This window comes from Mariniradius saccharolyticus AK6 (assembly GCF_000330725.2).
GTDB classification, from domain to species: Bacteria; Bacteroidota; Bacteroidia; order Cytophagales; family Cyclobacteriaceae; genus Mariniradius; species Mariniradius saccharolyticus.
Map to the genome: position 1 here is coordinate 198,334 of NZ_AMZY02000011.1, position 24,645 is coordinate 222,978.

General features: G+C 45.6%; 12 protein-coding genes. 3 read left to right on the forward strand and 9 right to left on the reverse strand.

Features of this window, described 5'->3' with window-relative positions; translation table 11 throughout:
• Nucleotides 1–296: 296 nt before the first annotated feature.
• From C943_RS12330 to C943_RS12340, 3 genes are all read right to left on the reverse strand, one after another.
• On the reverse strand, nucleotides 297–5,090 hold the full coding sequence (locus C943_RS12330; protein WP_040480569.1) for a RecQ family ATP-dependent DNA helicase: 4,794 nt from the start codon (nucleotides 5,088–5,090) through the stop codon (nucleotides 297–299).
• Nucleotides 5,091–5,728: 638 nt separating this feature from the next.
• Nucleotides 5,729–6,589 carry an HIT domain-containing protein gene (locus C943_RS12335; RefSeq protein ID WP_008628221.1) on the reverse strand — a complete coding sequence of 287 codons (861 nt, stop codon included), beginning with the start codon at nucleotides 6,587–6,589 and terminating at the stop codon, nucleotides 5,729–5,731.
• Complete coding sequence (locus C943_RS12340) at nucleotides 6,577–7,689, reverse strand: HNH endonuclease domain-containing protein (protein WP_008628226.1); 1,113 nt, start codon at nucleotides 7,687–7,689, stop codon at nucleotides 6,577–6,579. Before C943_RS12340 ends, C943_RS12335 begins: the two co-directional genes overlap by 13 nt.
• Nucleotides 7,690–7,750: 61 nt before the next feature.
• Between C943_RS12340 and C943_RS22360 the strand changes: the two genes are divergently transcribed.
• Nucleotides 7,751–7,981: a hypothetical protein gene (locus C943_RS22360; protein ID WP_008628227.1), complete on the forward strand. Its 231-nt coding sequence runs from the start codon at nucleotides 7,751–7,753 to the stop codon at nucleotides 7,979–7,981.
• Between the two features lie 126 nt (nucleotides 7,982–8,107).
• On the opposite strand, the gene C943_RS21470 is transcribed toward C943_RS22360, so the two are convergent.
• From C943_RS21470 to C943_RS12360, 3 genes are all read right to left on the reverse strand, one after another.
• The gene (locus tag C943_RS21470; protein WP_051069595.1) at nucleotides 8,108–8,857 is read right to left on the reverse strand and encodes a hypothetical protein; all 750 of its coding nucleotides are present in this window, start codon (nucleotides 8,855–8,857) and stop codon (nucleotides 8,108–8,110) included.
• Between the two features lie 743 nt (nucleotides 8,858–9,600).
• Complete coding sequence (locus tag C943_RS12355; RefSeq protein WP_008628233.1) at nucleotides 9,601–13,257, reverse strand: ABC transporter permease/M1 family aminopeptidase; 3,657 nt, start codon at nucleotides 13,255–13,257, stop codon at nucleotides 9,601–9,603.
• A gap of 3 nt (nucleotides 13,258–13,260) precedes the next feature.
• A complete protein-coding gene (locus C943_RS12360; protein WP_008628236.1) occupies nucleotides 13,261–14,148 on the reverse strand; it encodes an ABC transporter ATP-binding protein in 888 nt (295 codons plus the stop codon).
• 640 nt (nucleotides 14,149–14,788) lie between these two features.
• Between C943_RS12360 and C943_RS12370 the strand changes: the two genes are divergently transcribed.
• Complete coding sequence (locus C943_RS12370; RefSeq protein WP_008628238.1) at nucleotides 14,789–15,184, forward strand: GxxExxY protein; 396 nt, start codon at nucleotides 14,789–14,791, stop codon at nucleotides 15,182–15,184.
• A gap of 841 nt (nucleotides 15,185–16,025) precedes the next feature.
• Here the strand turns inward: C943_RS12370 and C943_RS12375 are convergent.
• From C943_RS12375 to mfd, 3 genes are all read right to left on the reverse strand, one after another.
• Nucleotides 16,026–18,449: a S9 family peptidase gene (locus tag C943_RS12375; protein ID WP_008628244.1), complete on the reverse strand. Its 2,424-nt coding sequence runs from the start codon at nucleotides 18,447–18,449 to the stop codon at nucleotides 16,026–16,028.
• 686 nt (nucleotides 18,450–19,135) lie between these two features.
• Nucleotides 19,136–20,359: a gliding motility lipoprotein GldJ gene (gene gldJ, locus C943_RS12380; protein ID WP_008628246.1), complete on the reverse strand. Its 1,224-nt coding sequence runs from the start codon at nucleotides 20,357–20,359 to the stop codon at nucleotides 19,136–19,138.
• 178 nt (nucleotides 20,360–20,537) lie between these two features.
• Nucleotides 20,538–23,891, reverse strand: coding sequence for a transcription-repair coupling factor (gene mfd / locus C943_RS12385; protein ID WP_008628249.1), 3,354 nt, complete (start codon nucleotides 23,889–23,891; stop codon nucleotides 20,538–20,540).
• Between the two features lie 143 nt (nucleotides 23,892–24,034).
• On the opposite strand from mfd, the gene C943_RS12390 reads away from it, so the two are divergent.
• Nucleotides 24,035–24,643 carry a cytochrome c oxidase subunit 3 gene (locus C943_RS12390; protein WP_008628250.1) on the forward strand — a complete coding sequence of 203 codons (609 nt, stop codon included), beginning with the start codon at nucleotides 24,035–24,037 and terminating at the stop codon, nucleotides 24,641–24,643.
• Nucleotides 24,644–24,645 lie beyond the last annotated feature (2 nt).

Consider the following 24,645-nt stretch of genomic DNA (forward strand, 5'->3'; position numbering starts at 1 on the left):
GTTATCCGAAGGAAATACCTCCTGATTGCTGAATCCTTCGCTTCCAACGAACAGCATCAAACCCCACACAAGCCAAAGATTCCCATCTGTGAAAATCTGCGTCATCTGTGGTTAATATAAATAGACCACAGATTTCACAGATGAACACAGATGAGTGAGTATCCAAAGGTTACACCTACAGATTGCCGGATCTTTCGCTTCCAAAAAATAGAATCACACCACTTTTTCTAAACATCTCATCTGTGAAAATCCGCGTCATCTGTGGTATTAAAAAGAAATCCAATCAACCGACGCTGTTACTTCTTTGCAAACTCCACTTCAGGCAGGAGAATCAAAGCGTCTTTGTCCCTTTCAGAATCATGCCAATACAACACCCAATTCACGCTAACTTTTTGGATCAAAAGGCCTTTTTCCCGAAAGTCCTCGATCGTTTTCATAAATGATTGGGAAAAGCGTAAGACACCATGTCCCGCAGCGTCAAGGCATTGCTGCCCATTCCAGTTTAATATATCTCCCGCCCGCAATCTGGAAATGTTGCGTTGCCGGGAATGGAAATAACTTAACCATACATCCTTGTGGAAAAGGTGCATCACCAAAATATTCGGATCGGGATAGGTCGCCGAGTCGAATTTCGAATCTAAGTTGGGCACGGTGATTCCATCAAAATATTTCCCTCCACAGTGGACCGAAAGCAGCGCCTTCGCGCGTGTCATACCCACGTATACAACTCTCCGGTCAGCGTCATCCGGAAATCCCGATGTTTGCAGCAGCATGAAAACTTGGTCAAACTCTTTTCCTTTGGCTTTGTGTATAGTCGACACCAAAATCTCGTCGGAGTTTTGGCGATAGAAATCCTCCAGCTTGGATTCCGAGATAAAGGTCTCCAAATCACTTAAAAAGCGTGTTTTGGGTTGGGTTTTCTCAAAATCCTCCAACATTTGTATCACCAAAGGGTATTTGGAGCTTCTCCCAAATTCCCTCTTTAGGACAAGCCGCGCATTTTCCCAATCCTCTGCTGAAATAGTGGAAATCCCCACTTTCCTTGGAATGGCGCCCAAAAAACACCTCACTTCTTGCAAATCGGTCAAATCGAATCTCTCCAAATCTTGAATGAGCCGAACGGGGATTTGGTGATGCCGAATCAATCCGGCGACCTTCAGTGCTTCTTCATTGGTCTTGGTAAGTACGGCTACCGAACCCGACAAATCAGTATCCAATAAGTCTTGCACAAGCGCGGGAATAAATGACTTATCCACATACTTTGTGACGCTGATCATTCCATTGAAAAGATCTTTGGAAACAATCGGGTTCTGTTTGAGTCGGTGGGAAATTGTGGCCGCCCATTGGTTGGTGAAATCCACCAAATTGGCCTTGCTGCGATAGTTATCCACAAGTTCGTATTTGACCGCCCCTTTATCCGTTACCAGCTTCTCGAGGAATTCCGAACTGGAACCCCTAAACCCATAGATATTTTGGTCGTCATCGCCAACCGCGATGATCCGCATGCCCTCATTTGCAACCAAAAGCGCTTCTACCAGAGCGTATTCTTCTGCGCTCATATCCTGGGCCTCATCGATCACTAGCACTGTCTTGGTCACTTGTTTGGCCTCTACTTTTCCCTCCCTGATAAGACGGGTCGCAGCTTGGATAATCTCGCCTGCTTCCGCGATGCTGCCCATTTTCCCCAAAATATCGAAGCAATAGGAGTGAAAAGTGTTGATTTCCACATATAGGGCAGCATTGCCGATAAGTCCGATGAGACGTTTTTTGAATTCCGTAGCTGCTGCCCTTGAAAAGGTCAACATCAACAATTGCTCATGTTTGACATCTTCCATCAACAGCAAGGAGGCAAGCTTGTGGGCAAGAATCCGCGTTTTTCCGCTGCCCGGACCGGCAGCGACTACAATGTATTTCGAATCTTTGTCCTTGATAATCTTCAACTGCGCCGGTGAAAGCTCACCAAAAAGCTGCCGAAATTTCTTTGGCGTGATGTTGCGACTGATTTCATCCTGCCGACTGCCTCGAAAATATTTATTGAGGAATTGTGGATAATTCATCTGGAAATAGTCCTCCACAAATTTCAGCGCCTGTTGATAATCGGAAATCATCTTCTTCGCGTACTCACCTACGATATGGATTTGTTGGATCTTGTTTTCATAGAATTGATCCAGTTTCTGGTAATCCTCTTTTTTGTATTGGCTGCGGTTATCCAATTCCGTCCGTTCGATACTAAGCCGGTTGTAGAGGACCAAAAATCCCCCATCGATTTTCATCGCCTCGATTTTGGTGAGGTAAAAAAGCGCATCTTCTACCTCGGCTGAGGTACAACTTTGCGAGAAAAGACTGAATTCAGACTCAAAACTGTCTTTAAGTTCCTGAATGGAAAACTCCACCGGCATTTCCCCCGAAAACAACGGCAAATCAATCGACTCCGCTTCAGCTTTTTCATACAGGTATCTGACAATGAATTTGGCCAATGTATGCCTTTGGAGAAACTTGGCTTTTAAGGTATCGATTGTTTCCGTCAACTTAAGCCTGACATGGTTTTTGGAAGTAGCGGAGAAGCTTCGATTAAGCCAATTTTTCACAGCCCAATAGTTCAGCACAGTGCGTATCTGCATCGGCCCGGCGGCGGATAATGCCATCTGTGTTGCCTCGTCGTGCAGTAATTTGATATTAAAGGTTTGTGTTTCTTGGGAAAGCTTCGGCAGCAAGAAATTTTCCAACTTTCCGAAGTTATCCACAATATCTAAGGATTTGTTACTGCTATCGGATTTCTTCAAATATGCCTTTAAGTCCTTGGCGTCTGCCAGGATTTTTTCCTCCCTCAACAATTGGATGATTTGGATGACATCTTCTTTGACGATTCCCAAATGGTCAGCGATGTAATCCACCCTCGCCTCCGCCTCTTCATCCTTGGCCTTTTGCCGGCTTTTGGAAGAAAAAAGCTTCCGAATAATGCGCACCGCCTTTTCTTTTTGGTTTGGAGCAAAGCGTATTGACTCTTCGATCCTATGTATTGCCTCCTGTGCATTTTTTGATTGGATGCTTGAGGCAAAAATCCGCGGCATGTTTTGTCCCCTTTTGAGGTAGCCCGAATCCTCCAAGGCCGCAATCGCTGAAGTCACCCTTGTCTCGATATCGATGATCGAATCGTCCCATCCTGCCTTCCTTGCTATTTCCAAAGCGGAATTAGAGACATTTAGGCGGAACTTGGTCAAATCCTTAATGGCCTTCCAGACCTGTTGGATTTCCTTGATGGTAAGCTTTGTTTGGTTCAGAAGGATAAAATGCTTGCTCAAATCCTCTTCATCGTACAATACGAAGCACTCTGCCTCCACATTTTCGTCACGTCCGGCACGACCTGCCTCTTGTACATAGTTTTCCAAGGAATCAGAGATTTCATAATGAACGACAAGACCCACATCCTTTTTGTCCACACCCATACCGAAGGCGGAAGTAGCCACCATGATTTGTGTTTCGCCCGAAATAAAGGAATCCTGATTGTCCGTCTTTTCAGATTTGTCTTTCTTGCCGTGGTATGCACGGGCGTCAAATCCATCTTTGTTCAGGCGTTCCGCAAGAAGCTCGGCCCGACGTGTCCGTGACACGTACACGATCGTAGGGCAGTTTTTGGCCTCTATCAGACTGCGCAAGGCTGCATATTTCTCTTCGTCTTTAGATTTCTCCACCACCTCAAACTTCAGGTTGGTACGGCTGACTGAGGCGCGGAATAAGGTCAAATCTAGATCCAGCTTCTTTTTGAAGTAATTCCGGATATCCTCAATAACCTTTTGTTTGGCTGTGGCCGTGAAGCAAGAAACTGGGATTGGATCTTCGATACGCTTTTTCTGCTGAAGCATCTGGATAAAGTCCGCTATGTATAGGTAGTCTATCCTGAAATCCTGACCCCAAGCCGAAAAGCAATGTGCCTCATCGATTACAAAACGATTGATTTTTCTTCCCAAAAGGAGCTTTTCGATTGTCTTTGAGCGCAGCGATTCCGGAGAAATGTACAACATCGACGCTGACCCATCCTCCACCCGTTCGATGGATTTAGCGCGCTCGATCGGGTCCAAGAGTCCGTTGATAGTTACCGCCTCTGAAATCCCCATTCGCTCCAGGTTATCCACTTGGTCTTTCATCAAGGATTGAAGAGGGGAAATCACCACGGTGAGCGCATTTTCCGCAGCCCCTGCCATCAATGCAGGCAATTGAAACGTGATGGATTTTCCTCCACCGGTCGGAAAAATCGCCAGCAAAGATTTGCCCTCCACAGCTGCTTTTGCTGCCTTTTCTTGAAGGGGTTCGCCTCCATAGGTTCGGAAATTGTCAAAACCAAACAATTTGCGCAAGCCCAGATGAATGTCATACCGCTGATGGCAATAGCCACACCCGGGAATGCATGGCTTTCCGCGCAGAAGGGTCATTATTCGATCTGTCTCCGGAAAGTTGTAAAGCACCCAGGGTGACGGAACACTGTGGATATCTTCACAATGAATCAATGAAAGGGCATAAGCCAAGCCGATGGGATGGCTTTTGGTCAACTTATCCACACTGGCATTGGCACATATTGTATCGGCGAAAACTTCCCGAACAAGTTTGGCAGTGTCTTTTGTGACACTTTTAAACTCCAGAAACTCGAAAAAAGCCGCAAAGCCTTTTTGGTCTTTCAACAGTCTGTATAGGATGGATTGGAACCTGGAATCCAGAGTCAAAAATGCCCTCACTTCATCCAGAAAAAGGTTCTTAGCCTGTATAGCGTCATTGAGGGGATTGTTGATGCTATCTGTTTGTAGTTTATCATCCTTGACCAGATGGTGATAAGGGCGTCTTGGAAACAGCAACGGCGATAGCAGCAGGGTGTCAATTGGTTTTAGCAACGTAACCCCTTTTGCCTCCAAAAAAGAAATATCATGGGCAAGCACATTATGGCCACAGAAAAATTCAGCTCCTTTCACAAATTTGAGGAACGCTTCCTGATTCGTGGAATGAAAAGTACTGCCATCCATCAATACGGCACCAAAGTCGAATATTCGGCCTTTATCCGGGTCCACTTCAAGGTCAAAAAAGCAAACGTTAGGTTTCATTTCCTGAAAATTATCACAAAAGCGGGCAAAAAAGTGCCTTTGGAGAATTTTTTTGAATTCCATGTAATCCAATTACTGACTTCGTCATCGCAAAGCAAAAGTTCGATGCGGTTTTTCAGCTAGAGCACAAACAATCATAAATTCCAAACCTCCAAGCAATTCAACTGATAAGCTGAGCCCATCTGTGAATATCTGCGTCATCCGTGGTTAAATATAATGGACCACAGATTTCACAGATGAACACAGATGAGTGAGTATCCAAAGGTTACACCTACAGATTGCTGGATCCTTCGCTTCCAAAAAATAGAATCACACCACTTTTTCTAAACATCTCATCTGTGAAAATCCGCGTCATCTGTGGTTAATATAAATAGACCACAGATAGCACATATGAACACAGATAATTTATATGGATAACTTCAAGACGATGCCCATGATTGTCATTCGACAGCATTTTTAATCGGTAGGAAAGAATACGATGTCAAAGACTTCAAGTTCGGGCCTCCGAAGGTACAGAACTCACACAACGAATAGGCCAAACTGCCGAAGCTGAATAGGGTATTCCAAAAAACGACCAATTCACAAAATGTAAATTACAATTTGCGAATCGAAGCAAAAATCTTTCCCGCCGGCTATACCTAATACCCCTTCCTCGCCGGAATCACCCCCCTCACCCCACCTTCCGGGTTTCCCACATCGTTGGGGTAGCGGGGGATGAGGTGGATATGACAGTGCATGACGGTCTGGCCAGCGGCCTTGCCATTATTGATCCCAATATTGAAACCGGACGGATTGAATTGTCTCTGGATTATTGTTTTTACAAAATTGACCATAAAGATACAGGCTGACTGCTCCCTAAAAGAAAGTTCAAAATAATCCGAACAATGGCGCTTGGGAATTATCAAGGCATGTCCTGGATTAACCGGAAACCTGTCAAAAAATGCCACGGCTGTTGCGGACTCTGCAATCAACTCCGCCGATGTGGATAAGTTACAAAAAACACAGTCATCTGAACTCTCCCGGCGCAAGACGTTGAAATGCTGATATTCGTAAATCTCACAACTTTCGTTCTTTAGGATTGAACGATATGGCAGCGTGACCTTACATTGGTAAGTTGGCTTCTGGTGGATTTTATGAGTACGGTATCCTTCATATACGATATCTCTTCTCACCGCAAAGTATGCTTTGCCACCAGGCTTCAAAAGATTTGAAACTTCCATCAAAACAAGCGCCTGCTCTTCAGGCAAAAGCACGTTCAAGACATAAAAGCAAAGAATTGTGTCAAATTTCCGCTGTGGATAACTTGGAAAATAGTGCTTGTCATAGCCAAAAACCTCAAATCCACTTGCTTTCAAAGCCTCAACATCCTTTCCAAACCCACAACCAAAATCCAAAACATCGCCCACCAAAAGGCCTCTTTCCTTTACGACCTTTGCAGGAAAAGATAGGGAATCCCGCTCTTTGGCGGTGAGGTGGCTAAATTGATTTATAGTTCCCATGGGTCAAATCCTCTTTTCTCGATCAAAAAATTGCAGGATTCTTTCATCTGGTGAATTGCAATTTGCTTCCACCTCTTGACATCCTCATTCCCAAGAAGACTTATTTTGATTTCCTTTTGAAATCTCGAATGATAATTTTCATCCAACAACTCCCAATAGTGAAGAATAACACCTTTTTGACTTTCAATTAGCCGAGGAGTCGGTATTTTGTCTCTTTTTAAATTATTGATACTCGGTAATGCCGGCAGCAGGTTCCAGAGATCGTTATTCTTCCATATAGCAAATGGTATCACATGGTCAACTTCGATTTTATTAGTTTTTTTACCAGTCCAAACGCAATCAGTTTCACCTTTTTCCTTCAAAAGTTTATTGAAAAGTTCTTTTGAATTCTCCGAATCGCGTTCAGTGACAGGAGACTGCACTAGGTTCCCAAGTATATTTTCGATCGAAAGGATTTTTTTTGAGGCATTTTTTGAAAACTCAGCCCATTTCAAGAAAATAGAATCTTGCCCACTTATAAAGCTGCCCAAAATCTCAAAAGCATCAAAATAATCTTTAGGAATAGAAAAGGTTCCATAATTCAATACCAAAAAATTACTATCCAGCTTCTCGATTGTGGCTGATTTCCGTTTCAATTCAGGTCTGAAAATAGAATGATATTCAGAAGAAATAGATCTTCCGATGTAATACATTGGCATTCTTCTTATCGTAGAATAGAGCTGATTTGCCAAGCCAATCAAGGTCGGAGTCATTTCTTCGGGAATGCCATTTCTTTTCAAATCTGCATAAAAGGCAGATAAACCGCCCTTCCCTTTGTAGAAGGCCACCAAGTCAGAAAGTGCGTTTTCAAAGGCTAACTTTGAGCTCCCATTGATTTGAGGAATTTTCCAATTTGACTCGAAAATCGGATAGTAGTAAACCATCCATTTCTCAATCAAGAGGCCCATTGGAAAATGAACTCTATTGTCTTTAAATTCAATAAATGGGCTGTTTTCCTGAATGACGTCAATCGTTCCTCTTAGCAAGGCAAATTTGTAAGTGGTCGATTTACTATCGCGCTCTATAATCTTACTGATATTCGAAAAAATCTCTTTATTCATGAATTTGCCACATTTAAAATTTTAATTGTAAATTATCAAAAAGTAACGAAACGAAATAGCTATGAAAGATTTATTCGGTAACACGAAGCCAATCCAAATCGAAATCGATGAATGGTGGTTCAACGGGAGGATCATTATAAGGCAAAGGGATTCAAGATTACCTAAATGGATATCTTTTGAAGACAATAATTCACGTTTTGTAGAAATCCACGGATCAAAAAAAGAGGCTATTTCGTTTGCGTTGCATAACCCATGCAAAAACCCAAAAAATCTTGGTATCGACTATATCTAACCGCAAGTTGTGATTCCAAGATAACCCAAAATCTTAATCCTCGGAATCCCGATCGTAATTTTTTTGATTCCATATATCTAATCTTCCCTATTTTCGATCTATGTGGATAACTCCCAAATCCATCCTTTACCCCCTCCCCAACAAACACACGCCTCCGTGTTCCGCTAGCAGGTAGGGAGCGCCGTTTACCTTGCTGAAAAAGCGGAGGGAAAGGGCCCCTAAAATCACGCTATCGGAAGTGACCGCATCGCCAAAGTCCAAAACCTGACTGCCAAAGTCCTCCGGTCCTTTGTCCAAGGGCATCAGCGGCAATCCCTTGGCTTTTGAATGTTTTGGCATCTTGCCTTCTCCTGCCATCACAATGCCATGCACCCGCAGCCCATAGCAATCCGCTTCCAAACCCTTGGGGAAAATGGGTATCCCCGACAACTTCCCAAAACCAAATGCCAAATACCTGCCCTCCCCAAAAGACTCCATATCAGGCAAGCCCCCCAACATCCCCGCCACCGAGTCCTTTCCCAATTCAAGACCTTGGTAAAGCTGTCTGTCTCCCGCAGCAAACAGGCGCTCTCCCTTGCGGTGCAACTTATCGGTTTGGATTACCCGCTGCAGCAATGCGGTCAGTTTGGAATGTCCCAACTTATCCACATCCCGCAGCGAGGACCACAGCGCCCTCCGGATAATGCCACTCGCCCGGGAGGCCCTTCCAAACTCCCTGCCCGCCCGACGCGAACCTTCAAACTCCTTGGCTGTTAAGAACCGCTTGCGACTTACCCCTCCCTTTTGCCTTGCGAGAAATTTCCCATTTGCATGCTGGTAAAAGGTGATGTTTCCCATGCTACCCGTCAAGGGGAACATTCCAACTTGTATGGCCATAGCTATACCGATGATGTTAGGGGTGAAAGATAGGGATGTCGGGACGATGTGTCAATAGCCACCCGATGCCTGCCCGTCGTAACTCCGTGTTGTATGCGTATTGATACGGATTATGCGCTTTTTGCAGGGCATTTTTGCATGCTAACTGGGCAATTTGCCAGCTAAGGCTCTTTTTTTAGATCTCAAAAATGAATCTATGGAAGGAAAGGAAATGTGGATAACTCTATTTACATATGACCACGAACGCTTCGCCCCTCTACTTCAAACTCATTTCAACGGTAGCCGAAGGTAATTCCTACAGATTGCTGAGTCATTCGTTTCCAACGAACAGCATCAAACCCCACAAACCAAAGATTCCCATCTGTGAAAATCTGCGTCATCTGTGGTTAATACAAATAGACCACAGATTTCACAGATGAACACAGATAAAAAGTTATCTGGAGGTTGCACCTTCGGATTCTTGGGTCATTCGTTTACAACGAACAGAAACACTCCACTTTTTCTAAATATCCCATCTGTGAAAATCTGCGTCATCTGTGGTTAATATAAATAGACCACAGATTTCACAGATGAACACAGATAATATATGTGGATAACTTTCAAATCGCAGCCTGGATTGTATTTCGCGCTCATTTTTAGCCCAGTCGCAAAAAAATTTCCCTCCAAAGCATTGGAGGGAAATTCAGCGTTTATCCACATAGATTCATGACCAGACTACAGTCCGACAGGGACTTGCAGCAGCGCTAATTGACACTCACATTCAACACGTTGTCGTCAGGAATACGGTCGACCAGTTTGTTGTAGGGGTCGATTCCAGCCTTGGTCGGAACCCCTCCTTTGACACGGATTTGAAGGGTTGTCTCGCCAGGTTTGATCTTGTGCTTTTGAATATACAGGGGATTGGTGCGGTTACGTCCGTTTTCGTCCTTATCCTCGGCTGCAAATATCCCTACATCCACAAAATCCCCTTCGTACACCGCGGGCGTTTCCCTTCCCAAGCTATCCGCGTACACTTTTTGGGAGTTTAAGGTAAATGTGACCAAGTACTCATCATCCCCGACTTTCTCGGCCTTGGCTTCCTTGGCCCTGTTTTCGTACAAAGTAATCTTGTGCCAGGTATCATCCAAGAAATAATGCATCGAATCCGGCGTGTACTTCGTCAGGTGCCGCAGCAGGTCTGAACTTCCCGCAAAAGGCGGCGTCTCCTTTAGCCCAAATTCAGCGACAAAATCCTTCAGCGCGGCGTCCATCTTATCGTCTCCGATGTAATCCCGCAAGGCATACAGCACCAAGGCACCCTTTTGGTACCAGATATATCCCCTGTCCGCATTGATAAAGGCATTTTCCTTTTTGCTTTCCCCTGACCTTCCTGACAGATACCTGTCCAATTCATCTTTGAGGAAGCGCTTCATATTGTCGCGACCATAGGCCCTTTCGGTCAGGATAAGCGCGGAATACTCCGCCAAAGCTTCCGAAATCAAATTAGACCCTCGGGTATAATTGGGCGGAACCTGATGCCCCCACCATTGGTGGGCGAGTTCGTGGGCAGTGACAAAATAGACATAGTCAAAGCTGTTGGGATCGCTGAAATCCGCAACCCAGCCAAAACTCTCGGAAAAAGGCACCGTGTTGGGGAAAGACTGCGCAAAGCCCGCATACCTCGGGAACTCCAAAATCCGCATTTGCCTAAACTGGAAGGGGCTATATTTTTCTGAAAAATAGCTCAAACCGTCTTTGTAAGCCGCCAGAAACCTGTCCAAATTGTAGGTATGCCGCGGATGATGGTAGATTTCTATTGCCACTTCCTTTCCGTCAGGCAGCTGGGCTTTGTCCAAGAGTACATCGTATTTGGCAGAAACGACCGAAAAGAAGTACTGTATCGGCGTGTCCTGTTTGTAGTGAAAATAGCGTCTGCCATTTTCGGTCCACTCTTTTTGGAGGTATCCAGGTACTACTGCTATCTGGTCCGCTGACGTGCTGACGATAGCCTCAAACCTCACAAAATCCGCATCTTGGGAGAAGAGGAGATTCCGCAAGCCAAATGGGTCATCATGCGGGGGCAGGTCCGTGTCCTTGGGCTTCAGCCCGTATTTTTTTCTGGTCTCATCCGAACTCAACTCCAGATTGTCGGAATATCCGAAACTAGGCAGAAATGCACTGGTAAACGTACCGTTGTGCACCAAGTCCCTTCCATAGCCCGAGTTTGGAAAACCCTTGTTCAACTGACTGGCAATCAATTGTATCTGAAGCGTATCGCCTGGCTGCATCGCCTTGGGCAAGGCCAGGATTTTGTACCAGTGCCTTTCCTCAAAGGAACCGAAGATATCAAACGCCCGCTTGTCATATTTCAAGGGAAACCGATATTCCAGCGTATCCCCAGCATGCAAAACGACAAAATTACTCAGCGAGGATTCCTGCATATGGAGCGAATCAATGACCGCATCAGTCTTGTTGACAATCGTCAAATCCAGGGTGAAAAAGGCATTGCGCTCTTCGGGATAGACGTCAGCTTTTAGGAAAGCTGCCACCACCTTGGGTTGGGGGATGCGTTGATATTGCTTCAACTGCTTTTCATATTCCGCGGAGCGCTTTTCCCCTTCCCGGATGGTGAGGTATCCATTTTTATAGACCACCGACTGATAGATGTAGGCACCCGAACCAAATGCCACCAACAAGCAGACCATGGCTACAGCGATGGCCGGACTCTTCAAGCGGGATTTGGCTGTTTTCCACCTGCTGCTGAAGTTGGTCTCAGAACCCCTCACGAAGAAGATGCTGAAGACCAACACCAAAAACAAGCCAAATGCCGTCCAGTAAAGGTTGAACCAAAACAATGACTCGGCAAAATGTCCAAGCCCGTTCATATCGGACCAAAGATAGGAGGGCTTGTAGGAGAATTTGAACAGGGTAAAGTTGGCCTTCGCCAAGTCCAATACCTGACCAATCACTACCCAAATCGCAATGCTAGCCGCGTGTCCCGCAAACTTATTGTTGAAAACCATATGGACCGCAAACACCAGCATGACCATTTGGAGGTAATCAAAGTAAGTTATCAACAAACTATCGATCAGATAGATATGCAGGTCATATTGGAAATAACCCTTCAGCGTCTGTACCAAAAGGCCCACCGGAATCGGAATCACTGCCAATATCAGCGTGACAAAAGCCATGGCCAGAAACTTGGAACTCAGCATGACACCATCCTTCACGGGGAATGTATCACTGATGATGGCATAGCCCGAGGCTTGGCTGCGGTGGATGGACTCTCCTGTAAAGAATACGATGATGATGAATACAAATAGGTTGTAATCAAAGCCCTTGAACTCCATCAGGAAAGTGGTCACGGGAAAGTTGGAAACACTGTAAAGCGTAGACCCGATCCAGAAATCCAACACCAAAAAGATGAAGCCGCCCAAGAGAATTGATCTGAAGTAGATGTCCTTGACGATATTGTTGACCTCGATTCCGGTCAAAGCCTTCAAGCTTAACCATTGGTATTTGTTGGAGAAATCGGTCAACACCTTTGCCAAGCCTCCTGTCGGATAGGTTTCCGCTTCGGCCTGCTTTTTATTGGATTTGATCCTTTCTTGGAAGAAATAGGTAAAGGAAAACCGCCAATACGCAGCCGCAAAAAAACCCAAGCCAACCAAAGACCAAATGATCCGATTGAGCAAGAGATTGCCTTTCAATGGCAAAATGAAGGTGTTCTTTTCAAATGGCGTCAGGTACCGCGTCTCGTAATTGAAAGTATTCAGCGCAAAAGGATCGAGCAATTGTACAAGATCCTTGTTTTCGATGTCCTGGGCCAGAAAGTTGGAAAGCAAATAGGCGATAAACAGGACTATTCCACCCGAATAGATCGACTTGATGTTGCGGGTAAAAATAATCAGGGCGAAGAAAAGCGTACCCGCAATCCACATGTTGGGCAGGACGAGCGTCAACCAGGGATGTGTATAGAACTTCAAGACGTGCGGTCCGTACCGTTCCGCATCAGTCCAGCCTGTAGCAGCACCAACGATACAGCCCAAGTAAATCCCCAGCATGACGGCCGAGGTGATTGCCAACAATACCACAAATGAACCCCAGAATCGACCCATAAAATACGCTCCTTTGGACAGCGGGTAACTGAACATGAAGCTTCCGGTCTTGTGTTCCAAATCCCGGTAAATCGGGACACCCAGGATGGCCGATGCCAGCAATATTCCAAAAATGGAAATGATGGACTGAAGTTGGGCGATGACGTAGGGTGAATTGTGGGAAACTTTGTCCGAGGCAGGCGTAAATCCCCCACCAAAAAGGACGAATGCGATCACAAACAACATCCCAAAGTAGATGTATGTCGCCGGCCTTGAAAGCCGATAGCGGATTTCAAACTTGAAAACGTTCCAAAAATCCTGCATGGCTTAGAGGGTTATTGGGTCTACTTTTTGAGAAATATAGCTGAAGTATACATCCTCCAAATTGGCAGGTACCGGCACAAAACCGTTTCCCGGGTCGGATTCGCTTTTGATCCGCAGGCTCAATTTTCCTTCTTTCAATTGCGTGGCAATCAAATTGTAATTGCCTTTATATTCAGAAAGTGCGGCCTTCTCGATACTCTTCTGAAAAATCTGCCCCTGGAGTTCGGCGATGCCATCAGAGGGCTTGCCCTGCATGAGTACTTCGCCTTTGCAGATGATCGCCATGTTGGAACACAGCGTACTCACGTCTTCGACGATATGGGTCGAAAGGATCACAATCGTATTTTCCCCCAATTCGCTGAGCAAGTTGTAGAAACGGTTTCTTTCCGAAGGGTCCAAGCCTGCCGTCGGTTCGTCCACGATGATCAATGAGGGATTTCCAGCCAAAGCCTGTGCAATGCCAAAGCGCTGCCGCATCCCACCCGAAAAAGTACCCAGCGCTTTTTTTCGGTCTTTAAAGAGGTTCACCTTCTGCAACAGCGTACCTACCAACTCTTTCCTTTCCGACTTGTGGATAACTCCCTTCATCTGGGCGATATGGTCGAGCATCACTTCGGCGGAAATCCTTGGATAGAGGCCAAAATCCTGGGGGAGATAGCCGAGTCTTTCACGCACTTTTTGTTTTTCATGAAGTACGTCGATTCCGTCCAGGGTGATGCTACCTCCGTCGGCATCCTGTAGCGTCGCAATGGTGCGCATCAGGGTGGATTTCCCGGCGCCGTTTGGACCGAGCAGTCCAAACATCCCCTGCTTGATGTGCAGAGAGATGTCGTTCAGGGCGGTGACGCCATTCGGGTAAGTTTTGGATAGATTTTGAATGATCAATTCCATGTGTTGGTGGTTTAGAAAGTATGAGTAAAGAATTATAAAAGATAGGCACAATTGGCAGAAAAAGGAAAAACTCCAGAAAACTGATCGGGTGTTTATCCCCTTTATCCTGCATTCAAAAACAACCGCTGCGCTTGCGGAGGCTAAAGAAGGCAACAACGAAAAAAATCAAACCTCACACTTCAAAGATTCCCATCTGTGGAAATCTGTGTCATTTGGGGCTAAAAATATAATGCCACAGATAGTGCAGATGGACGCAGATAATCACTTTTTCCGAAGGTTATACTATCGCATTGCTTAGTCATTCGTTTCCAACGAATAGAACCAAACCGCTTTCATTGATGAATCCAATCTGTGAAAATCTGCGTCATCTGTGGTAAAATAAATAGACTACAGATCGCACAGATGGACACAGATAAATATATTATCAGAGGGTAATTCAATCGGATTCTTGGGTCATTCGTTTCCAATGAAATGAATCCAATCTGTGGAAATCTGTGCCATCTGTGGTATAAATCAATGATCCACAGATCCCACAAATGGACGCAAATAAACTTGACTGTCGAGATGTGATTTCGTCAATAGCCGTGTTTAGTCGACTAAAATTGAATAAGTAAAATTTCGTGTTTTACCTTTAGTCTAGATGGAAAACACGAACATTTTAACAAAAGCAATAATTGGCAAGGCCTTTCGAGTATCGAATACTTTGGGACCGGGATTCATGGAAAAGGTTTATGAAAATGCCTTGGTCTATGAACTAAGAAAAAGCGGTTTCTTGGTCTATCAACAATATGAGTTAAAAGTCCATTATGAAGATGTTGAAGTAGGGACATTTTTTGCTGACATGGTTGTCGAAAACAAAGTTTTAGTAGAACTGAAAGCTGTAAAGGACTTGGAGGATATACATCTAGCTCAAGTGCTTCATTACCTAAAGGCATGCAAATTTCAACTCGGTTTACTCATCAATTTTGGGACACCCGCTATTCAGATCAAAAGGATCGCGAATGGATTTTTGGTCGATTCAAACACAACAAAATAGTCAAATAGGGTAAAAATAGATAAACCACAGATCGCACAGATGGGCGCAGATAAGTTCCTTATCCAAAGGGTATACCATCGAATTCATGGATCATTCGTTTCCAACGAAATGAATCCAATCTGTGAAAATCTGTGTCATCTGTGGTAAAAATCAATGAACCACAGATACCGCAGATGGACACAGATAAATTCGTTTTTCTAAGCCTACACTTAATGATTCCTATTTCAAACCTTTCCAACAAATAGAATGCACCACACTACTTTATTTCTTCCCATCTGTGGAAATCTGTGTCATCTGTGGTATAAATCAATGAACCACAGATACCGCAGATGGACACAGATAAATTCGTTTTTCTAAGCCTACACTTAATGATTCCTATGTCATACATTTCCAACAAATAGAATGCACCACACTACTTTATTTCTTCCCATCTGTGGAAATCTGTGTCATCTGTGGTAAAAATCAATGAACCACAGATCGCACAGATGGACTCAGATAAATAATTAATCCGAAGGTCATACCATCGGATTCACGGGTCATTCGTTTCCAATGAAATGAATCCAATCTGTGTCATCTGCGGTAAAATAAATAAACCACAGATAGAGCAGATGAACACAGATGATTTATGTGGATAACTCTTTTAAAACAAGAATTTGCAAACGTTTCGGCAGGAAATTCAACCCCAGCATTTCAAAGAATCCCTTCTTTGAAAATCTGTGTCATTCGTGGCTAAAAACAATAATTCCCTCCAAAACAATCATGCCTTGGAGGGAAATTCAGCTACTTATCCACAAATGGCTAAGCTGCACCTGTCTCAAATCTCCTATCTCACCTCTCGAATCTAGGGTCTATTCTTCACCCACTTCTCCAGCCATTGATGCTGTTCCCAAAGCGTATGTAGAATGGATTCCTTCGCTGCATAGCCATGGCTTTCGTGGGGAAGGAATACCAAACGCGTCGTAGCCCCGTGACCTTTGAGGGCGTTGTAGTAACGTTCAGATTGGATGGGGAAAGTACCGGAGTTGTTGTCGGCTTCGCCATGGATCAACAAAATCGGCGTCTTGACCTTGTTGGCGTTCATAAACGGTGACATGACGTTGTACACATCCGGCGCCTCCCAGTAACTCCTTTGTTCATATTGGAAGCCAAATGGCGTGAGTGTCCTATTGTAGGCACCACTTCTGGCGATCCCGGCAGCAAAAAGATCTGAATGTGAAAGCAAATTGGCCGTCATAAATGCCCCGTAAGAATGACCACCGACCGCGATGCGGTTTCGATCGCCAATACCTGTCCCAACGATGTAATCGATCGCGGCCTCCGCATTGGCCACCAATTGTTCGACAAACGAATCATTGGGCTCCTCATCGCCCTCACCCACGATCGGCATCTCCGTTTGGTCCATGATGGCATAACCCTGTGTGACCCAATAAATCGGCGACCCCCAATTGAGACGGGTAAAGGTGAATTTTGAACCGCGCACCTGTGCAGCGGTAGCGGCCGATTTGTATTCCCTCGGATAGGCCCACATTACTACGGGAAGCTGTCCGTCCTTGACAGGATCATAACCTTCAGGCGTGTAGACAATCGCTGAAAGGTCAAGGCCATCCTTTCTTTTATATTTGACCAGGTCCTTTTTGATGCCCTTGATAGACGCATAAGGATGCTCAAATTGGGTAAGTTGGATCGGGGCAATTCGCTTTTTGGTGTTTACCAACCAATAATTAGGTTGGATATCGGTGCTTTCCTTGATCGTCACAAATTCGGTTGCATCAGGGGCAAGGACCTTCGACACACGCTCATAGTAAGGCGCTTTGCTTCTCCAGATAATCCGTTCGGCTTTCGTCTTGATATTGAAACCGGAGAGATAGGGCATACTGCCCTCCGGGCTGCCCCCCTCTGAGGTCATGAATACCTCTTCCCCTTTTCTCATCAACACCTGCTGTCCATAGGCATTGGTCGTGAAAACCGGATTTCCCGGGTCATTGTAAATATCGTCCGAGGACCGCTCGATGATGACATTCCCTTTTTCCCCCGGCTTGGAAGGATTGATAACGGAGACCCGCTCTTGCCTGCTGGCAAACCATCGCTCATTCAACAAGGCAAAGTTGTCATCCGACCAATTGATTCCACCAAAACGATAGCCGATGCTCGCCAATTTGGTCGGCTGGACAGCAAATGGCGCATCCAACATATAGATGATTTCCCTTTCCTCCATTTTCACCTTTGGGTCGCCTCCATCTTGGGCCTCCACCCAATAGAGTGTGGCAGGTTTGTCCGCACGCCAACTGATGGACCTTGGCCCTTTCACCGTCGCATCAAAACCCGTTGGGCGTACTTCATCCAATGGGATTTGAGCCAAAGTCTTGACCTTATTGCCTTGGATATCCCAAATCTCGACATCATAGGGAAAACGGGAAGCCGGAACCAAATAGGAAAAAGGCCTCTTCAGAATATCCATCAAAAGGAACTTTCCGTCAGGAGAAAGATCCATGGATTTAATCATTCCGGCTGGACCGATAGGCTGTTTGTTGCCCTGCAAATCCACCAACATCAACTGTGAATCCATGAAATAGGCGAATAGTGCCTCATCATAGGGATTTGTCAACAAGTCCTGGTAAGTCCTTGAGGGTGCAGCATTTCCGGAGGTTTCCTGTACGGTCGGACCTGATGGCGCGGTCGGTGCTTTTGGCAAGCTACCACGATTGGGGTTCACTGCTTTGAGGAGGATCTTGTTATCCGGAGTCCAGGCGATGGCACCACCATACACGCCATTAACAATTTCATCGGTCAGTTTCTTGGCCTCCAAAGTGGTCAAGTCAACAACCCAAAGGCTGATGCCCGTTGGGGTCGTGTTGGTCAGGGCAACATATTTTTCATCCTTCGAAAGGGTAAAGCCTCCAAGCCTAGGATTAGCCGGAAGTCCGGTAATCTTCTTTTCTTGGCCTCCACGGGTCATTTTGATCACCACATTCTCAAAACTACCGGAACGGCTGGGGCCGCTTGTGGCCGGATTGATGCGGAGTCCGGCGATTCTCAACTCCGGCTGCGCCAAGTCCTCGATGCTTGGATTTCCTGGACGCTCGAGCAGCATCATAAAATCACCACTGCGGCTGAAGCTGACCAATGGCGTAAGGGGCGCATTGACCAAGTCGGCAATTTCCTTCGGAGGAACTTGGTATTGAAGGGCTTCTTGCGCCATGCCTTGGACAGGAATTAAACCGGCCGCAAACAAGAACAGCGCTACGAATCGTAAGATTTTATACATGGTTTAGCTGATTTAGGTGTAGAACAGCTCAAAATAAGGAATCCTACCTGAATCTGCGTTTACCTTTAGGCCCATTGGTCGGAAAAAGTGTACGGTAGGCGAAAATCCACGTCTAGGGAGTTTCATTCATTTCTATCAACAGCAGAAGCTTTTGGCATCATTGGAAGTTCGCTTTAGAAAAAATAAGCAAGCCGGAAGACCTCCCCCAATCTGTAAAAATCTGCGTCATCTGTGGTGAAACAAATAAACCACAGATTGCACAGATGAACACGGATAAACACTTAATCCGAAGGTTGTACCATCGAATTGCGGTGTCTTCATTTCCAACAAACAGATTCAAATCACATAATTCTAAGAATCCAATCTGTGAAAATCTGCGTCATCTGTGGTGAAATAAATAAACCACAGATTGCACAGATGAGCTCGGAAAAATGATTTATCCGAAGGTTATGCTATCGCATTGCTGTGTCTCTATTTCCAACGAACAGATTCAAATCACATAATTCTAAGAATCCAATCTGTGAAAATCTGCGTCATCTGTGGTAAAAATTATTGAACCACAGGTTTCACAGATCAACACAGATAATTTGTGTGGATAACTGCGACGCCACGTAAGATTTTGGATAGAAAACACAAAAAAAGGAGCCCTTTTGGGACCCCTTCTACATTTAACCAAATACTAAAATTTACTTTCCGTTTGCTCCGATCGAAATCATCGCACACCTGAATCCCAAGTGGTTGGCGGATGAATCTTGGTGCATAAATCTTCTTGTACCTGGGGCAAGCCAATAGGCCATATCTCTCCAAGAACCGCCTTTGTACACGCGGTAGTTGTCATCGATCATAGTCGTAGCGTATGTCTCTTCCTCGTCAAAGATACCATCCTTCCTCAATGGGTTGAGGTCATCAAAGTCCTGATAGGAAAGCGGTCTGTACACGTCTTGTACCCACTCGTTGACGTTTCCGGCCATATTGTACAAGCCGAAGTCATTTGGTGGGAAGTCATATACGTTGGTCGGGATGATTTCGCCGTCATTGGTTCTGCTACCTGCAATACCGGCATAGTCACCACGGCCACGCTTGAAGTTGGCCAAGAAGTCACCTTGCTTGCCTTTTCTCTTCACGTTGTAGGGATTCCTTACGCCTCTACCATCCCAGGGATAGATCCTTCCAAACTCTTGGTTCTCATCCATATACTGTACACCAATCATGGCTTTGGCAGCATATTCCCATTCAGCTTCGCTTGGAAGTCTGTATTCTGCGAATGCCACACCGCGCTCGATCAACTGATTTTTGGTCAAGGAACTGTCCAGTTTATTTCTTTCCCTCGTCAGGTTGGACACAAACTCCGTTCTCCACTTGGCGTAAACGTTAGCTTGGTTCCAGGATACACCCGCAACAGGGTAGAAGTTGAAGCCTGGGAATCTGAAGTAGTACGTATCATATACGTCATTGTAAGACAATACGCCAGCCCAAACGCCTTCACGTGGTTCAAGTTTCTTGATGGAGTCTGCACTTACCTGCTTTTTCATGTAAAACAAAAACTCCCTGTAGTCATTGTTGGAGATCTCTGTTTCATCCATAAAAAAGGAGGCAATCGTAACTGTTCTTTCTGCGTTGTCGCGGAAAGCCATCACATCCTGTTCCTGTGAACCCAATACGGCGCGTCCACCTTGGATGTATTTCAGGTTGGGACCGATTTCCTGCTTGGCCAAGCGTGTCACTTGGAAGTTGGTACTGTCCTTATCGCTGAAACTGTATTCCGCTCCTGTCGTGGGGCTAGCCTTTCCCGGCTTGGCCGCTGTGCGTCTGCCGTAGCCCGGGGTTTTGTTACATGAGGATAACGCTGAGCCGACTACAATCATCGCGGCAGCCAAAATCAATCCTGTTTTATTCTGTGCAAAAGCCATAATTCATTCGTTTTTTAGGCAACAATAGAACGCTAATATATAATCAATCATATTTGAATCACAACAATTTTTTTCGCTCCCAGTTTTCAGAAAATGGCCTTTTTTGCGCTTTGGAACGAAATACTGCAATTAATTTTTGGGGAAAAGCAAAAATGTCTGGATTAAAAATTTTCAACTTTTATGAAAATTTCATCTGCTCCAACCATTTTTTCGCTTTGGCGATGCTGTTTACCTCACTGATTACGAGGATCAAGCGGTTTTTGACCTCTTTGATTTTACAATACCTTCCTTGGGTTTGTATAAACGCCAAAATCCTGCCAAAGGTATCGGATTTAAAGTATTTTTCTCTCTCGGGTGCCACAAAATAGCATTTCATGACCTGTCCTTTCACCACCAGCTTTTCAAAACCCAGCTCCTCGGCTATCCAACGTAGACGGACCGTCTCAAACAAATCCTCCACCACCTTGGGCACAGGGCCAAAACGATCGCGCATAGACTCCATGAATTTTTGAAGGTCTTCTTCCTTTTTGATATTGTCCAATTTGGAATAAAGGCTCAAGCGCTCGGAAATATTGCTGACATAGGTCTCTGGTATCAGAAGCTCCAAATCGGTCTCGATCACGCAATCTTGGACCAAAACCTCCACCTTTTCCTTGAGGTCCACTTCAAACAGATAGGCAAACTCATTCTCCTTCAATTCCTGTACTGCCTCATCCAATATCTTGTGGTACATCTCAAACCCCAAGTCCGTAATGAATCCTGACTGTTCAGCGCCGAGAAGATTGCCCGCACCGCGGATATCCAAGTCCCGCATGGCGACTTTGAAGCCATCGCCCAAGTCCGAAAACTCCTCCAAAGTCTGCAAACGCTTCCTCGCCTCGGGCGTCAACCCAGATGTCGGCGTTGTCAAGAGGTAGCAAAAAGCCTTCTTGTTGGAGCGCCCGACTCGGCCGCGCATTTGGTGCAAGTCGCTCAGGCCAAACATGTGGGCACGGTTGATGATGATGGTGTTGGCATTGGGGATGTCGAGACCGGATTCGATGATATTGGTGGATACCAGCACATCATATTCACCTTCGATGAACTTGACCATGATGTTTTCGAGCTTCTGTCCATCCATCTGTCCGTGTGCCGCAGCCACGCGGGCGTCCGGAACCAAGCGAAGGATGAGGTTGGCTATCGAGTCAATCTCCCCGACGCGGTTGTGGACAAAGAAAACCTGCCCCCCGCGCCTCAGTTCATAGGCAATCGCGTCGCGGATGACTTCTTCGCGGAAAGTATGTATTTCGGTCGTGACAGGCTGTCGATTTGCCGGCGGCGTAGCTATCACGGACAAATCCCGTGCGCCCATGAGTGAAAAATGCAAGGTTCTTGGAATCGGCGTGGCCGTAAGGGTCAACACGTCCACATTGACCTTCATCTCCTTGAGTTGATCCTTGACCTTGACGCCAAACTTCTGCTCTTCGTCGATGACCAAGAGGCCAAGGTCCTTGAATTTGACGTCTTTATTGACAATCCGATGGGTACCGATCAAGATGTCGATCTCTCCGGAAGCCACTTTGGCGGTGATGTCCTTGATCTCTTTCGCTGTGCGGAACCGGTTGATATAGTCTACTACGACCGGGAAACCTTTGAGACGCTCGCTGAAGGTATGGAAATGCTGCATCGCCAAAATCGTTGTGGGAACCAATACAGCTACTTGCTTTCGATCATTGAGGGCCTTGAAGGCCGCGCGGATCGCCACTTCTGTCTTCCCAAAACCCACGTCGCCACAGACCAACCTGTCCATTGGATACTGTTTTTCCATATCAGCCTTCACATCTGCCGTGGCCAGGGCTTGGTCAGGTGTATCTTCAAAGACGAAGGAACTCTCCAACTCCACCTGCAGCACCGAATCAGGCGAAAAGCGGAATCCCGGAGCGCCTTTCCGCTTGGCATACAAGGCTATTAGATCCTTGGCAATGTCTTTGACCTTACTTTTGACCTTCCGCTTCTTGTTTTCCCACTCAGGGCTGCCAAGTTTTGACATGCTGGGCAAGGTACCTTCCTGGCCAGAGTATTTGGAGATTTTGTGCAGGGAATGGATGTTGACAAAAAGCAGGTCATCATCCCTGAATACCAACCTGACTGCTTCCTGCCATTTACCATGCACGTCTACCTTTTCCAATCCGGCAAACCGCCCGACTCCATAATCTATATGCACGATAAAATCCCCCGGCTGAAGTGTCCGCAATTCACGTAACGTAAGCGCTTTGGACTTGCTGGACTTGGACTTGGTTTTGTAGCGGTGGAAGCGCTCAAAAATCTGATGGTCCGTGTAGCAGGCGACCTGTAAGGTCTTATCGACGAAGCCTTCCCGGAGACTTATTTGGAGGTATTGTACCTGCAGGGTGGGATCGAGTTCTCGGAATATATTCTCGAGTCTGTGTAGTTGCTTTTCACTTTCCGAGCATACAATGTTCAACAAACCCTTGTTTCCGTTTTCGTGCAGGTTTTGGACGAGGAGGTCAAAGTTCTTGTTGAAAGAAGGCTGCGGCTGTGCGTCAAAACTGCAAAGCTGTGCGTTTTTCAGATAAAACTTGTGACCGAATTCCACACGCTTGAACGGTTGCAGAAGTTCTGAAAATGAATCGGCATCGTCAAAAAGATCCTCTGGTTTCAGCAGCAGCTTTTTGTTGGCAGTATTCGAGATGATCTGGTCAAACTGCGCTTGGGCTTTGAGGAAGTTTTCCTCAATGATGTCAAGTGTGAATTGGAAATCCTTGAACCAAACTGTAGTGCCTTCCGGCAAAAAGCCCATAAAGGACTGACGCTGTTCCTGCAGCAACTTGGTCTGTACGTTGGGAATCAGGTTGATTTCAGGAATGCTCTCGAGGGAAAGTTGGCTTTCCGGATCAAAGGTCCTGATGCTTTCGATTTCCTTGCCAAACAACTCCAATCGGTAGGGAAGCTCATTGGCATAGGAAAACACATCCAATATCCCACCACGGATGGCAAACTGTCCGGGTTCGTAGACAAAATCGGTTTTTTCAAAGTCATAAGTACTGAGCAATTCCTCAATAAACTCCAAGTCTACTTTTTCACCCACCGCTGCTTTGAACGTGTTTTCCTTCAGCGAGCGCTTGTTGATGACTTTTTCGTACAATGCCTCCCCATACGTCACGATGATGGGATGCTTGGTATCCTGACTCAGGATCTTGTTGAGGATCTCCGCACGCTGAAGGACGTTGGCATTTTCGACCTCGTCATAGTGGTAGGGTCTTTTGTAGCTGGAAGGGAAAAAGTACGTACTTCCATCCCCGAGAAGTTCCACAAGGTCGTTGTTGATGTAGGCGGCCTCCTCTTTGTCATGGGCAATCAACAGGTGACAGCCCTTTGCCTCCTTATATACCGAGGAAAACACCACCATGTCCAAACTCCCCGCCAATCCTTTCATCTGGAAATCCTGCTTGCCTGCGCTTTTCAGCTGCTGGGAAAACGTCAGAATAAACGGGTCTTTTTCGTAGAGTGAAAGAAACGCTGCTTTGTCCAAAGTAAAGGGGGACTTGGTGAAGAAGGCACAAAGGTAGGAAAATGATCTCTATTCCTTTTTGCCTCCGCGATTATCAAATTGTCTTGCTTCCCCTGAACCTTGAGGGCCGATAAATGTTTACTTTTTCTAGAAGTTGAAAAAAAATGGTCAAGACCAAGGAAAACCTGCTACAGAGAATCGAAAAAATGCATCCCTACCAAACCCTCATGTACTTGGGGATGCTGGGAAGCGGTTTGATTTTTCTATTCATGACAGTAGGATTTCTCGCCTCCAATACCGAGCTGCTGCAACAAAATGGCTACAAAATACCCCGTTCGTTTATCATTGGCACCTTTGTGCTTTTGATCAGCGGGTTTACGGTATCAAAGTTGATCGTGTACTTCAGGGATGAAAAGATCGAGAAGCTGCGCAACTATATGGCTTGGACATTTGTGTTGGGCTTGGTTTTTACCCTTTTTCAGTTTTTGGGCTGGAAAGAACTGAGTGAAATGGGTGTGGACTTTTCGGGCTTTCCGAGTGGCAGTTTTCTATATGTCTTGAGTGGCATACATCTTTTCCACTTGTTGGGCGCTATGGTGTTTTCGTTGATTATGTTGTTCCAATACCGACAGAAGAGTGCCGACGAAGTCCAACAGCTCATTTTGCTTACCAATCCATTTGAAAAAATGCGGATCAAACTCTTTATGGATTATTGGCATTTCATGGATTTGATCTGGTTGGTACTGTTTTTGATTTTCGTTTTGACCTTTTGATG

What these genes read in the sequence shown, in the direction of transcription:
- C943_RS12330 (WP_040480569.1), bottom strand. Translation starts at nt 5,090, where the DNA reads ATGAAACCTAACGTTTGCTTTTTTGACCTTGAAGTGGACCCGGATAAA.
- C943_RS12335 (WP_008628221.1), bottom strand. Translation starts at nt 6,589, where the DNA reads ATGGGAACTATAAATCAATTTAGCCACCTCACCGCCAAAGAGCGGGAT.
- C943_RS12340 (WP_008628226.1), bottom strand. Translation starts at nt 7,689, where the DNA reads ATGAATAAAGAGATTTTTTCGAATATCAGTAAGATTATAGAGCGCGAT.
- C943_RS22360 (WP_008628227.1), top strand. Translation starts at nt 7,751, where the DNA reads ATGAAAGATTTATTCGGTAACACGAAGCCAATCCAAATCGAAATCGAT.
- C943_RS21470 (WP_051069595.1), bottom strand. Translation starts at nt 8,857, where the DNA reads ATGGCCATACAAGTTGGAATGTTCCCCTTGACGGGTAGCATGGGAAAC.
- C943_RS12355 (WP_008628233.1), bottom strand. Translation starts at nt 13,257, where the DNA reads ATGCAGGATTTTTGGAACGTTTTCAAGTTTGAAATCCGCTATCGGCTT.
- C943_RS12360 (WP_008628236.1), bottom strand. Translation starts at nt 14,148, where the DNA reads ATGGAATTGATCATTCAAAATCTATCCAAAACTTACCCGAATGGCGTC.
- C943_RS12370 (WP_008628238.1), top strand. Translation starts at nt 14,789, where the DNA reads ATGGAAAACACGAACATTTTAACAAAAGCAATAATTGGCAAGGCCTTT.
- C943_RS12375 (WP_008628244.1), bottom strand. Translation starts at nt 18,449, where the DNA reads ATGTATAAAATCTTACGATTCGTAGCGCTGTTCTTGTTTGCGGCCGGT.
- gldJ (WP_008628246.1), bottom strand. Translation starts at nt 20,359, where the DNA reads ATGGCTTTTGCACAGAATAAAACAGGATTGATTTTGGCTGCCGCGATG.
- C943_RS12390 (WP_008628250.1), top strand. Translation starts at nt 24,035, where the DNA reads ATGGTCAAGACCAAGGAAAACCTGCTACAGAGAATCGAAAAAATGCAT.